Here is a 13,578-nt window from a genome sequence, read left to right as displayed (position 1 = left end):
CATCGCGACGCGCTCGTTGGCGAGGGTCGTGCGGGCGAGCTTCCAGCCGTCGCCGAGTTTCCCGACCACGCACTCGTCCGGCACGAAGACCGAATCGAGGAAGACCTCGTTGAACAGCGCGTCGCCGGTGATCTCCCGCAGCGGCGAGATCGTGATACCCGCGGACTTCATGTCGACGAGGAAGTACGTGATGCCCTTGTGCTTGGGGACATCGCGGTCGGTGCGGGCGAGGCAGATCGCCCAGTCGGCCTGCTGAGCGAGCGAGGTCCACACCTTCTGCCCGCGCAGCACCCATCCCCCGTCGACCTTCTCGGCACTCGTGCGCAGTGCCGCGAGATCCGAACCCGCTCCGGGTTCCGAGAACAGCTGGCACCACACCACGTCGCCGCGCAGGGTGGGCATCACGAACCGTTCGATCTGCTCGGGCGTGCCGTGCTGGAGGACGGTCGGCACCGCCCACCAGCCGATCACGAGATCGGGGCGTTCGATACCGGCAGCGGCGAGTTCCTCCTGGACGACGAGCTGTTCGGCGGCGCCGGCTCCCCGACCGTAGGGTGCCGGCCAGTGCGGTGCGAGCAGACCCGACTCGGCGAGAGCGACACGCTGCTCGGACTCGGGCGCGGCGGCGATGCTCTCGATCTCGGCGCGGATCCGTGCCCGCTCCTCCTCGTGTCCGGACAGGTCGATCCCGAGATGACGACGCGCGCCGTCGCGGACCAGGGTGGTGAGCCGTGACCGCCACACGGTGGAGCCGCCGAGTACCTGCCGGGTGGCGACCGCGCGGCGAAGATAGAAGTGCGCGTCGTGCTCCCACGTGAAGCCGATGCCGCCGAGCACCTGGATCGCATCCTCGGCCGTCCGGACCGCGGCGTCGAGCGCGATCGCCGCAGCAGCGGCCGCCGCGATCGGCAGTTCGTCGGGCTGCGAATCGACAGTGACCGCTGCGTCCCATGCCACGGCCCGGATCTTCTCGGTCCGGCAGAGCATTTCGGCACAGATGTGCTTGACCGCCTGGAACGCGCCGATCGGTTTGCCGAACTGCTCACGGATCTTCGCGTAGTCGACGGCGGTGGTCAGCGCCCAGCCGGCGAGGCCGGCCAGTTCCGCGGCGGCGAGACCGGCGGTGAGGTCGCGCACGAAGCCGGCCGGGACGGTCGCGACACGCCCTGCCGGCACGGTCGCGCCGTCGAGCCGGACACGGGCCACCGCGCGGGAGGCGTCGATGGTGTCGAGCGGCTCGACCTGCAGACCCGGATCGTCGGCCTCGACGAGCGCCCAGCGTTCGATGTCCGGGGCTCCGCCGGCGGGTTCGATGTCCGGGGCTCTGCGGGCGGGCTCGACGGCCGGATCACCGTCACCCCCGAGACGCACGAGCACAGCGATCCCGGCTTCGGCGCCCACGGCCGGCCCGGCCTCGCCCCGCAGCACGAATCCGTCCCCTGCCGGTTCGGCGGCCACGGCCGAGTCGAGCGCGAGCGCGGTGGGGACCTCGCCCTCGGCGAGTCGCGCCGTCGTCTTGGCGACAGCCTCCCCGGCGCGGCCGAACACGAGAGCCGCCACGGCGGTCGTCAGGACGGGGCCGGGCGCGAGTTCGCGGGCGGCCTGTTCGAGCATGACGGCCAGGTCCACGGCAGTCGCTCCGAGGCCGCCCGCGTCCTCGGGGACGGCGACACCGAAAAGTCCGAGTTCTGCGAGGGACGACCAGCCGTTGCGCCACGTCGCGTCGCCTGAGCGACGTATCGTCGAGATGGGGTCGACGGTGCGTGACCAGGCCTGCACGGATGCCTGGACGGCTCGCTGCTCCTCGGTCGTGGCGATACTCACAGCGGTTTCCGCCCTTCCGAATGACATCATTGCTAGAACGTGTTCTAATATGACACCGATTCGGAGTCAAGGCGTGAGGAAACGAATTTATGGCCACCCCGTCCCGCTCCCGTGCCAATGGACACGGAACTCTGACCGCCCTCACCGAGGACGATCTCAGTTCCAATGCCCAGAAGGAACGGCGTAAGCGGATTCTCGACGCCACCCTGGCGCTCGCGTCCAAGGGTGGATACGAGGCCGTGCAGATGCGGGCAGTGGCCGAACGAGCGGACGTCGCTGTCGGCACCCTCTACCGGTACTTCCCGTCCAAGGTGCACCTGCTGGTCTCCGCCCTCGGCCGTGAATTCGCCCGTATCGAAGGCAAGGGCCGCATCCCACCCGGCCACAGCCCGCTCGAGCGTATGCACCTGGTCCTGAGTCTGATCACCAAGGCGATGCAGCGCGATCCGCTGCTCACCGAAGCCATGACGCGGGCGTTCATGTTCGCCGACGCCTCGGCCGCCGCCGAGGTCGATCAGGTCGGCACCCTCATGGACCGGCTGTTCGCGCGGGCCATGAACGACGGCGAGCCCACCGAGGAGGAACTCGCCATCGCGCGTGTCATCAGCGACGTGTGGCTGTCGAATCTCGTCGCCTGGCTCACGCGCCGTTCGTCGGCCACCGATGTCGCCCGCCGGCTCGAACTGACCGTGGATCTCCTGCTCGGAGACGGCTCCCGCGCCCCGAAGACGGTCGCCTCGGGAGTATGAGACTCGGGAGTACGAGAGTTGCTTCCCGTCTTCTGTAACCGGAAACACGCACTCGGAAGGCCGACGGGGTCCGACTCCCGCCCGACTCTGACCTAACGTGGTTCAGGTGAGTGCCCACGATCTTCCGATTGACCTTCGACGTGCTCTGGTGGCTGTCGCGCGGACGCCCCGTCTGCTCGTGGCGACCGATTACGACGGCACCATCTCCCCCATCGTGAGCGACCCGGAGAAGGCCTACCCGCACGACGATGCGGTGCGGGCGCTGCGGGGCCTCGCAGCTCTTCCCTCGACGTCCGCGGCGGTCATCTCGGGTCGCGCCCTCAAGGATCTCGCCGCCCTGTCGCGGTTGCCGGTCGAGGTCAAGCTCGTCGGCAGCCACGGTTCCGAGTTCGACATCGGATTCGTCCACGAGGTCGATCCCGAGGCCAGGGACCTGCTCGCCACGATCGTCGAAGGACTGGACGGCGTGGCGTCCCGGTTCGCCGGCGTGCGGGTGGAGGTCAAGCCTGCGAGCGCCGCGCTCCACGTGCGCAACGCCACCCCTGGCGACGCCGAACAGGCCCTCGACCTCGTGCGGAACGATCTCGCTCTCCGCCCGGGTGTGCAGGTGACAGAGGGCAAAGCCGTGATCGAGCTGTCCGTGGTGCCCACCGACAAGGGCAAGGCCCTCGGCGTCATCCGGCATCAGGAGGCCGCCACCGCGGCGGTGTTCTTCGGCGACGACGTGACCGACGAGAAGGCCTTCCGTTCCCTGCAGGGTCCGGATGTCGGAGTGAAGATCGGCGACGGTGACACCGCCGCCGAGTACCGCGTCCGCACCAGCGAAGAGGTCATCGCGGCGCTGGCGTTCCTGCTCGAGGAACGTCGTACGTGGCTGTCGGGTGCCCACGTCGCCCCGATCGAACGTCTGACGATGCTCGCGAGTCCCCGTTCGAAGGCGCTCGTGACCCCCGACGGCACGATCACCTGGCTGTGCCACCCCGATCCCGATTCCGCCGCGGTCTTCGCCCACCTGCTCGGTGGCGACGCCGCCGGTCACTTCTCCATCGGCCCGACCCGCCAGGCGCTGCCGCTCAGCCAGCGTTACGTCGACTCGACGATGACGGTGGTGACCCGGTGGGCGTCGCTCGCGGTGATCGACTATCTCCCGCACGACGTCGAGACCGGCCGCACGGATCTGACCCGCGTGATCACCGGGCGCGCGAGCGCGGTGGTGACCTTCGCGCCGCGACCGGAGTTCGGCCAGGGCCAGGTGACCCTCGAGGTCGAGGACGACGGCATCCGCGTGATGGGCTTCAACGAGCCCTACGTGCTGCGCTCTCCCGGTGTGCGGTGGGACATCACGACCGATGGGGTGCATCAGACGGCTCATGCCGTGGTCGACCCCAGCGAGAACGACATCATCCTCGAATTTCGTTGCGGCACCGATGATCTCGACGAACACCCGGTTCCGGAGGTCGAACGCCGGGCGCAGTCCGAGGCCTACTGGCACACGTGGGCGTCGCGCCTCGAACTCCCGCCGCTCAAGCCCGACCTCATGAAGCGTTCGGCGCTCACCCTGCGCGGGCTGGTCCACGGGCCGACGGGTTCGATCCTCGCCGCGGCGACCACCTCGCTCCCCGAGGAGATCGGTGGGGTCCGAAACTGGGACTACCGCTACTGCTGGCTGCGCGACGCCGCGCTCACGGCGCAGGCGCTCGTGCGGGTCGGATCGCTCGAGGAGGCCGAGAACTACCTCGACTGGGTCCACCGTGTCCTCGAGACCGTCCCCGGCCCCGAACGCCTGCACCCGCTGTACACGCTCGCCGGCGGGCCGCTTCCGCCCGAGGCCGTGCTCGACTCGCTTCCCGGTTACGCCGGTTCGCGGCCCGTGCGTATCGGCAACGCCGCGAACCAGCAGGTGCAGCTCGACGTGTTCGGTCCGATCGTCGACCTGATCGCCGACCTCGCGCACAGCCGCGAGGAAGGCGGCGCGCCCCACGATCAGGCCCTCAGCGACCGCGACTGGGAGCTCGTCTGCTCGATGGTCACCGCGGTGGAACGGCGCTGGTTCGAGCCGGATCACGGCATCTGGGAGATCCGCCACGCACCTCGTCACCACGTGTACTCGAAGGTCATGGGGTGGCTGACCGTCGACCGGGCGCTGACGCTCGCCGAGAAGTTCGGCCGGACCGCCGGTGAGGGTTGGGCGGCGCTGCGCGACGAGATCGCCGACGAGGTCATCGAGAAGGGCTGGAACGACGACGTCCAGTCGTTCACCTCGGCCTACGACGGCACCGATCTCGACGCGGCCACCCTGTTCATCGGCCTCACCGGACTCGTCGACCCGGAGGACGAGCGGTTCCGGGCGACCGTGGCGGCCACCGAACGGGAGTTGCGCAGCGGCGCGACCGTCTATCGCTATCACAGCGACGACGGCCTGCCCGGTAGCGAAGGCGGCTTCCACCTGTGCGCGGCGTGGCTCGTGGCGGCCTACCTGCTGATCGGGCAGCGCAACGACGCCGAAGCACTGTTCGCGCAGCTCGTCGCCGCAGCCGGACCGACCGGCCTGCTCAGTGAGGAGTACGACCCGGTCGCGGAGCGTTCACTGGGCAACCACCCACAGGCGTACAGCCACATCGGTCTGCTGCGCTGCGCCCAGCTGCTGTCGGGAGCGAAGCCGATGGGCGAGCGGATTCGCTGACACCCTGCGGCCGGCGACACTGCCCTATTCCGCGTACCACTCGCTCTCGACCCGGCCCGAGGTGGCGCCGAACCACAGTTGGGTGCCCAGGGTCTCGAGTGCGGGTACACCGGAATGCGACGGGGCGGCGAGGAGCAGTTCGCCGGCGCGCCGCCCCTTGTCCTTCTGCGGTTGCCGCACGGTCGTGAGACCCTCGCGCATCGCTTCGTCGATGCCGTCGAATCCGGTGATCGACAGGTGCCCGGGCACGTCGAGACCCATCTGGTTGGCCCATGCGAGCGCGCCGAGCGCGAGTACGTCGGTGGTGCACACGAGCGCGGTGATCCTCGGGTTGACCCGCATGATCTGCGCTGCGGCGGACATGCCGTCCTCCGCCGTGTGGGTGTAGCGCTCGACGACGGTGAGCGAGTCGGGGGCCAGGCCCGCAGCGCTCATGGCGTCCTGGACGCCGCGGATGCGTTCTCGCTGCACGTGGAAACCGCCGGTCCCGAGGGTCGACAGATCGACGACCCCGTCGTGTCGTTCCCGGCCGAGGCGCATCGACAACATGCCGATCTCACGGTGGCCGAGCTCGACGAGATGGGCCGCGAGATCGCGCATCGCCCGCCGGTCGTCGATGCCCACCACCGGGGTGTGCTCGAGTCCGCGCGGCTGGTCGCACGCCACGACCGGGAGGTGCCGTTCGAGTACGGCCGCCAGATAGGGATCCTCGGCAGGGACCGAGTACACGACGAAACCGTCGACGGACGACCGGTGCACGACCTGTGCGGCCTCGTCGTCGGTGCGTCCGGGTCCGGCGGGGATGAGCAACAGCCCCTGCCCCGCCGCCTCGCACGCCTCGGACAGTCCCGACAGGAAGCTCATGGCGGCGGGATCCCGGAAGGAGTAGCTCAACGCTTCGGTGAGCAGGACCCCGACCGCTCCGGCCTTGCGGGTACGCAGCGACCGCGCCATCGGATCCGGTCCGGCATATCCGCGTCGCTTGGCAACTTCGAGGACACGCTCACGCAGTTCGGCGGACAACTGATCGGGACGGTTGTACGCGTTCGAGACCGTGGTGCGGGAGATCTTCAACTCGGCGGCTATCGACGCCAGGGTCGCCTGTCGGCGCGGCTGACGAGACCTGGACATGAGAGGACCGTAGTCCTGTGTCGGTGCTCACGACCACTCAGGGATGGTGGGAGGGTTTCGCGCCGTCCGCTAAAGTGGAACGGTAACGGTTACCAATAACGTTTGGGTCGGTCGCTCGGTCGTTCCGGACCCCGTTCGCCGAAGACCGCCGATCCTCAGGAGAAGAACTGTGCGACTGTCCTCCCGCACGGCCCTCGCAGCCGCTGCCGTAGCCTGCGCGACCGCACTCGCCGCGTGCGGCACCGATACCTCCGGCGCCGACGACGACGCCATCAGCGTCGTCGCCTCCACGAACGTGTGGGGGTCGATCGCGCAGGCCGTCGCCGGAGACCGCATCGAAGTCCGCTCGCTCATCACCGAACCGAACGCCGACCCGCACTCCTACGAGGCCAGCCCCCTCGACGCCGCGGCGATCAGCGACGCCTCGCTCGTGGTCTACAACGGGGGCGGCTACGACCACTTCGTCGACGACATCCTCGACGCGAGTGGCGAGAAGCCGGCCGTCGTCGAGGCCTTCGCCCTGTTCGAGTCCGGCGCGTACTCGGATCTGCACGCCGGGCACGACCACGGCAACGAGGATTCGTCCGAGAATGATTCGGACACAACCATTTCCGATGATCATTCGCACGAGACCGGAGACGGCCACTCGCACGAGGGCCACGACCACGGCGGCATCAACGAGCACGTCTGGTACGACCTCGCGACCGCCGACGCCGTCGCGCACGCGGTCGCCGACCGGCTCGCCGAACTCGATCCCGAGGGTGCCGCCGTCTACGAGACCAACGCGGCAGCATTCCACGAGAATCTGCACTCCGTGGCGGATGTCGTCGACAGGATCGCCGACACGCACGGCAACGCTCCCGTCGCTCAGACCGAGACCATCGGTCACTACCTCGTCTCGGCCGCGGCACTCGACGACGTCACTCCCCCGGACTTCACCAATGCCATCGAGAACGGCACCGACCCGTCCCCGGCGGCGATCGCGGCGACGCGGCAACTGCTGGTCGACAAGCAGGTTCGCGTCCTGATCTACAACCCGCAGACCGAGGACCGGATCAGTCGCGAGATGCGCACGGCAGCAGAGTCGTCGGGCGTCGCGGTGGTCGAGGTTTTCGAAACCCTGCCCGACGGTGTCGACTACATTCAGTGGCAGGCCCGGACCGCCGAGACCCTCGCCGCCGCGCTCGAGACCGCCTCCTGACCATCCGATCGAGAACACGGACTTCGGTGACACCTCCTCCATCCGACCGCACACCCACCGTCGAACTCCGCGATGCCCGGCTGGCATTCGGAGATCGCGTCCTCTGGGAAGGTCTCGACCTCGTCGTCGAGCCCGGCGAGTTCCTGGCGGTGCTCGGACCCAACGGTGCCGGCAAGACGTCGCTGCTCAAGGTGCTGCTCGGCCAGCTCCCGCTCACCTCGGGAACGGCGACGATCGCCGGGCAGCCCGTCCGAACCGGGAACTCCCACGTCGGCTACGTACCGCAGCAGAAGTCACTCGACGAGGGCGTACCGCTCCGGGGACGCGACCTCGTCGGCCTCGGTATGGACGGACACCTGTGGGGCACCGGCCTGCGGACCCGCCGGCGCCGCCGCGTCGCGGTCGACGACGCGATCGCCCAGGTGGGCGCCGAGTCCTATGCCGGCGCCCCGATCGGCACACTCTCCGGCGGTGAGCAGCAGCGGCTGCGTATCGCGCAGGCCCTCGTGGGCGATCCGCGGGTGCTCCTGTGCGACGAACCGTTGCTGAGTCTCGATCTCGCCAACCAGCACCTGGTGTCGTCGCTCATCGACCGCCGCCGCCGCGACCACGACACCTCCGTACTGTTCGTCACCCACGAGATCAACCCGATCCTGCCGCTGGTGGATCGCGTGCTCTACCTCGTCGACGGCCAGTTCCGCATCGGCACTCCCACCGAGGTGATGACCTCGCAGGTGCTCTCCGAGCTGTACCGCACCGACGTCGAGGTGCTCGAGATGCGCGGACGCCTGGTGGTGGTCGGCACCGGCGACGCCATCGACGCGCTCGGCAGCGCCGGCGGACTGCGCCCCGGGGAAGGCGTCCACCACGATCACGAGGACCACGAATGAGCAGCAAGTTCACCGACGCCCTGGGCCGGATGTTCGACGTGGAGACCACCGTCGAACTCCTGCAGTACGACTTCGTGCAGCAGGCGCTGGTCGCCGGTGCGATCCTCGGCCTGCTCGCCGGCGTGATCGGCCCGTTGATCATCAGCCGTCAGATGGCGTTCTCCGTGCACGGCACCTCCGAGCTGTCGCTCACCGGCGCCGCCGCGGCGCTCATCGTCGGGGTCTCGGTGGGGCTCGGCGCCGTCGTGGGTGCCGTGATCGCCGCGATCCTCTTCGGGGTCCTGGGAACACGTGCGCGCGAACGGGACTCCGTCATCGGTGTGGTGATGGCCTTCGGTCTCGGCCTGGCCGTCCTGCTGCTGTGGGCCTACGACGGGCGCACCGGTGCCGCCTTCTCGTTGCTCACCGGTCAGATCGTGGCACCCGGTGGCACCGGCATCGCCCTGCTCGCCGCGTGCGCTGCCGTCGTGATCCTCACGCTGCTGGTGATCTACCGTCCGCTGCTGTTCGCCAGCACCGACCCGGAGGTCGCGGCCGCCCGCGGCGTCCCGGTCCGCGCGTTGTCGATCGTGTTCGCGGTACTCGTCGGTGTCACCGCCGCCCTCGGCGTGCAGATCGTCGGGGCGCTGCTGGTGATGGCGCTGCTCATCACCCCGGCCGCCGCGGCGGCACGCGTGGTCAGCGGACCGCTCGCCGCCACCGTGCTGTCGGTGGTCTTCGCAGAGATCTCGGCGGTCGGCGGCATCCTGCTCGCACTGGCGCCCGGCGTGCCGGTCTCGGCGTTCATCACGACGATCGCGTTCGTCATCTACATGGTGTGCCGCGTGATCGGCACCGCCCGCAGCCGGCGGGGTTCCGGACGGGTCGCCGCAGCTGTCTGACCGACGCGAACGCGATCGTCCCGTGGCCCTGGCATTCGCTCGGTGGTGCGAGCCCGGGCACGGTGTGCGATCCCGAGGCCGGGTGCTCGGCCGGCGCGGGTTGTACGTGCTCGACGGCGCCTAGACTCGGGGCGTGACCCGCATCGATCTCAACAGCGACCTCGGCGAGAGTTACGGCCGGTGGCGTCTGGGCGACGACGAGACCATGCTCGACATCGTCACCAGCGCCAACGTGGCGTGCGGATTCCACGCCGGCGACCCGGCGACCCTGCTGAGCACCTGCCACGGCGCCGCGAAGCGCGCGGTGCGGATCGGCGCCCAGGTCGGATACAACGACCTCGCCGGCTTCGGTCGCCGCTTCATCGAGGTGCCGTCCGCGGATCTCACCGCCGAGATCATCTACCAGATCGGTGCACTGGACGGGCTGGCGCGAGCGGCGGGCTCGTCGGTCGGCTACGTCAAACCCCACGGCGCGCTGTACAACGCGATCGTCCATCATCGCGAGCAGGCCCGGGCCGTGGTGGACGCGGTGCGCGCCTACGACGCCTCACTGCCCGTCCTCGGGCTGCCCGACTCCGTCTTCCTCGAGGAAGCCGAACGGGCCGGTCTGAGGGTCGTCACCGAGGCGTTCGCCGACCGCGCCTACACCCCCGCCGGGACGCTGGTCTCCCGGCGCGAACCCGGTGCGGTACTGCACGATCCGGACGAGATCGCCGAGCGGGTCCTGCGCATGGTCACCGAGGGAGTGGTCACCGCGATCGACGGGAGCGACATCCGTGTGGGAGCGCAGTCGGTGTGCATCCACGGCGACTCCCCCGACGCCACGGCGGTGGCCGTCGCCGTCCGGCGCCGCCTCGACGCCGAGAACATCGACATCCGGGCGTTCGTGTGACTCCCGGGACGCCGCGAGGTACACCGATGAGGATCATCCGCGCCGGGGACAGCGCACTGCTCGCCGAGTTCGAGTCCCTCGACCAGGTTCTCGGCCACTTCCGGGCGCTGGACCGGGAGCGGCCCGGAGGCGTCGTCGATCTCGTTCCGGCGGCTCGGACGCTGCTGGTGAGCTTCGATCCGACCGAGACGAACGTGCAGGTCGTGCACCGGTGGATCGCCACCACCCCACCGTTGTCCGAGGGAGCCACCACCATCGAGGAGGTGACGCTCGAAGTCCGGTACGACGGAGCCGATCTCGAAGAGGTCGGTGAGTCGACCGGCCTGGGCGCCGACGGCGTGGTTGCCGCCCACACCGGCAGCCTCTGGACGGTCGCCTTCGGCGGATTCGCGCCCGGCTTCGCCTATCTCACCGGTGGGGACCCGCGGTTGCACGTGCCGCGCCGCAGTTCGCCGCGCACCACCGTGCCGTCCGGCGCAGTGGGGCTCGCAGGCGAGTTCTCGGGCGTCTACCCACGGCAGTCGCCGGGCGGGTGGCAGCTGATCGGAACCACCGACGCCCCGCTGTGGCAACCGGATCGAACCCCTGCGGCACTGTTGCGGCCGGGACACACGGTGCGCTTCGTAGCACTCTGATCCGCTCGCTCGACCTCGGTTCCACTGCGCTGTTGCGCTCGGTCCTACTGCGCCATTGCCCTCAAATACCCAGCACGGTCTTCGCGATGAGGAAGTAGATCACCAGGCCGGTCGCGTCGACGAAAGTCGTGATGAACGGGTTGGAGAACACTGCAGGATCGGCGCGAATCGATTTGGCCACCAACGGCATCGCACCACCGACCGTGGCTGCGAGAGTGCAGGTGCTCACCAGCGTCAACCCGATCACCGCACCCACCGACGAGTCGTAGACCAGGGACGTCAGGACGAACGCGACCGTTCCCAACAGAACTCCGAGGGACAGACCCACCCGGAACTCGCGGGCGATCACCCTACCGATGTCGTGCGGTGTCACGTCGTCGAGTGCCAGCGCGCGGGTGACGGTGGTGGCGGCCTGATTTCCGGTGTTCCCGCCGGTGCCGATGATCAACGGCACGAACAGCGCGAGAGTGACCACCTGGTCGAGGGTCGACTCGAAGACCTCGAGGACCTGGACCGTGAGTGTCGCGCCGAGCGCCAGGACGAGCAACCACACCACCCGTGAGCGCACCAACTGCCCGACCGGTGTCGCGAGATACGGCCGGCGCAGCGGCTCGGTACCACCGATCCGGGCCTGATCCTCGCTGTCGGCGACCTCGAGGATCCGAAGGGCGTCGTCCACGGTGAGGATGCCCACCAGTCTGGTCTCGCTGTCGACGACGATCAACGCCAACAGTTCGAGTTCGGCACATCGGCGCGCGGATTCCTCTGCATCGTCGGTGACGCGGGCCCAGTACGGTTCGTTCATGATGTCGGCGATCACCGTTCCCGGCGACGCCCTCATCAGCGCGCGCAGGCCGATCACACCTACGAGCACGCGCCCGTCGTCCACCACCGGCAGGGTGTACACCGTTTCCGCGTCGTCGAGGCGACGACGTACGGCGTCCATCGCCTCCTCGGCGGTCATGTCCTGACGCAACGACACGAAGGCCGGACTCATCCGCCGGCCGATCGCACGCTGCGGATAGCCGAGAATCGTGGAGGTCATCTCCCGCTCGTCCGGCGGCAGTCCGTGCAGCAGCGACGAGGCGACCGTGGCGGGGAGCTCGTCGAGCAGTTCCACCCGGTCGTCCGGTTCGAGGCCGGCGAAGATCGCGGCCACCTGATCGTCGCGTAGACCGCGGACCAGTTCGCTCCGCATGCTCGGATCGAGATGTTCGAAGACCTCGATCGCACGGTCCTTGGCCAGAAGCCGGTAGAGCACCGCACGGTCGGTCCGGCCGAGCCGTTCGAGCACGTCGACGACCTGGTCGACCTTCAGTTCCGCGACGGCGTCGTGCGCTGCCGGAAGATCGTCGGCCTCGAGGGCCTTCTCGACGAGTCTCGTCGTCGCACGGACGTCCGCTTCCTCCATGCCCGGCACCTCCGTCCTCGATCATCTTCAACCTATCCCGTCCTTTCGGTAGAAGTTCGGCCGGGCAAGCGAACGCGGTGGGTGAGAATGAACGTCGTGGCGTGGTTCGAGGTGATCTCCGGTGGAATGCTCACGACGGTGCAGGATCGCGGACGTCCCGGTTACGGCTCCTCGGGGCTCACCCGGTCCGGTGCCGCCGACCGGCGCGCGCACGACGCGGCGAATCGGCTCGTGGGCAACCGGCCGGACGCCGCGACACTCGAGGTGACCGGCGGCGGTCTCGTCGTCCGCAGCGTCGGCGAGACGACCGTGGCGGTGACAGGCGCCCGCGCCGACGTGACCGTGTGCAATCGTCCGGTCGGCGACTGGGCGCGCATCACCCTGCGGAACGACGACGTACTGCGGATCGGCCTGCCGAACGACGGCCTGCGGATCTACCTCGCCGTACGCGGCGGCATCGATGTCCCGGAGGTACTCGGCAGCAGATCCACCGACACCTTGTCGAACACCGGACCGTCACCGGTACGCACCGGCGACCGGCTGCTCGTCGGCGCGATGTCGGCCGGCCTGCCCGACGAGGAACAGTTCCCACCGCCGCCACCGATGGGCGATCCCGTGGAGATCCGGGTGCGGCCCGGGCCGCGCGACGACTGGTTCACCCCCGGATCACTGCGTGCCCTGTTCCACGAGACCTGGACGGTGACACCACAACTCGACCGGGTGGGCATCAGGTTCCATGGCCCCGGCCGCCTGCACCGGGCACGGCACGAGGAGATGCCCAGTGAGGGCATGGTTCCGGGGTCGCTGCAGATACCGCCGGACGGGCACCCGGTGCTGTTCCTCGCCGACCATCCCGTCACGGGCGGCTATCCGGTCGCCGCAGTGGCGATCGCCGCCGACCTGCCCGTCGCGGCGCAACTGCGTCCCGGGCAGCGGGTGCGGTTCGTACCGGTCCGGTGATCGGCCGGTCCTGCGAGCGTCAGATCCGGGACCGGACGGACGGATCGGCCTCGTCCGTCGGGTCGGCGGTCGTCACCCGTCGCACGAAGGTGATCGCCTCGTCGAGTGCGTGTTTCGCCGGCGGCGAGATACCCGGCAGGCTGAGATAGCCGTGCACCGTGCGGGGGTAGTCGGTCTCCGTCACGTCACCACCCTTGTCCCGCAACGCCGACGCATATCGAACGGCGTTGTCGCGCAACGGGTCGTGTCCTGCCACTTGTACGAGGGCGGGCACGGCGGCACCGGCGAGCGTGCCGCGTAGCGGTGCCGCGGTCGGCGCAT

The 13,578-nt window shown here is 69.3% G+C and carries 12 protein-coding genes; 8 read left to right on the top strand and 4 right to left on the bottom strand.

The features are described 5' to 3' along the window. Positions 1–1,824, bottom strand: a 1,824-nt coding sequence (locus A8G18_RS21225) for an acyl-CoA dehydrogenase family protein (protein WP_064065438.1), incomplete at its 3' end; no start/stop codon positions are given. A gap of 89 nt (positions 1,825–1,913) precedes the next feature. Here A8G18_RS21225 and kstR point away from each other — a divergent pair. Continuing rightward, positions 1,914–2,573: a cholesterol catabolism transcriptional regulator KstR gene (gene kstR, locus A8G18_RS21220; RefSeq protein ID WP_016932107.1), complete on the top strand. Its 660-nt coding sequence runs from the start codon at positions 1,914–1,916 to the stop codon at positions 2,571–2,573. 106 nt (positions 2,574–2,679) lie between these two features. Continuing rightward, positions 2,680–5,256, top strand: coding sequence for a trehalose-phosphatase (gene otsB, locus A8G18_RS21215; RefSeq protein ID WP_064065439.1), 2,577 nt, complete (start codon positions 2,680–2,682; stop codon positions 5,254–5,256). A 24-nt stretch (positions 5,257–5,280) separates the two neighbouring features. On the opposite strand, the gene A8G18_RS21210 is transcribed toward otsB, so the two are convergent. Then, positions 5,281–6,387: a LacI family DNA-binding transcriptional regulator gene (locus A8G18_RS21210; protein ID WP_026002835.1), complete on the bottom strand. Its 1,107-nt coding sequence runs from the start codon at positions 6,385–6,387 to the stop codon at positions 5,281–5,283. A gap of 169 nt (positions 6,388–6,556) precedes the next feature. Here A8G18_RS21210 and A8G18_RS21205 point away from each other — a divergent pair, with 169 nt between their 5' ends. From A8G18_RS21205 to A8G18_RS21185, 5 genes are all read left to right on the top strand, one after another. Then, complete coding sequence (locus A8G18_RS21205) at positions 6,557–7,588, top strand: metal ABC transporter solute-binding protein, Zn/Mn family (protein WP_064065437.1); 1,032 nt, start codon at positions 6,557–6,559, stop codon at positions 7,586–7,588. Positions 7,589–7,614: 26 nt separating this feature from the next. Continuing rightward, a complete protein-coding gene (locus tag A8G18_RS21200) occupies positions 7,615–8,478 on the top strand; it encodes a metal ABC transporter ATP-binding protein (RefSeq protein WP_016932103.1) in 864 nt (287 codons plus the stop codon). Next, on the top strand, positions 8,475–9,359 hold the full coding sequence (locus A8G18_RS21195; protein WP_064065436.1) for a metal ABC transporter permease: 885 nt from the start codon (positions 8,475–8,477) through the stop codon (positions 9,357–9,359). Before A8G18_RS21200 ends, A8G18_RS21195 begins: the two co-directional genes overlap by 4 nt. A gap of 133 nt (positions 9,360–9,492) precedes the next feature. Next, positions 9,493–10,251 carry a LamB/YcsF family protein gene (locus tag A8G18_RS21190; protein WP_064065435.1) on the top strand — a complete coding sequence of 253 codons (759 nt, stop codon included), beginning with the start codon at positions 9,493–9,495 and terminating at the stop codon, positions 10,249–10,251. A gap of 26 nt (positions 10,252–10,277) precedes the next feature. After that, on the top strand, positions 10,278–10,886 hold the full coding sequence (locus tag A8G18_RS21185; protein WP_064065434.1) for a 5-oxoprolinase subunit B family protein: 609 nt from the start codon (positions 10,278–10,280) through the stop codon (positions 10,884–10,886). Positions 10,887–10,947: 61 nt separating this feature from the next. Here A8G18_RS21185 and mgtE read toward each other — a convergent pair whose 3' ends face one another. After that, positions 10,948–12,297 (bottom strand): magnesium transporter, encoded by a 1,350-nt coding sequence (gene mgtE, locus A8G18_RS21180; protein ID WP_064065433.1) that lies wholly within the window; start codon positions 12,295–12,297, stop codon positions 10,948–10,950. A gap of 87 nt (positions 12,298–12,384) precedes the next feature. On the opposite strand from mgtE, the gene A8G18_RS21175 reads away from it, so the two are divergent. Further along, entirely contained in the window at positions 12,385–13,257 is an 873-nt protein-coding gene (locus A8G18_RS21175) for a 5-oxoprolinase subunit C family protein (RefSeq protein ID WP_064065432.1), read from the top strand. Between the two features lie 19 nt (positions 13,258–13,276). On the opposite strand, the gene A8G18_RS21170 is transcribed toward A8G18_RS21175, so the two are convergent. After that, a partial coding sequence (locus A8G18_RS21170; protein ID WP_157100867.1) for an alpha/beta hydrolase occupies positions 13,277–13,578 on the bottom strand: 302 nt, incomplete at its 5' end.

The sequence above is a fragment of the Rhodococcus gordoniae genome (assembly GCF_001646655.1).
Taxonomy (GTDB): domain Bacteria; phylum Actinomycetota; class Actinomycetes; order Mycobacteriales; family Mycobacteriaceae; genus Rhodococcus; species Rhodococcus gordoniae.
The sequence above is the reverse complement of the archived record's forward strand: the minus strand, read 5'-3'. Positions and strand labels throughout refer to the sequence as shown.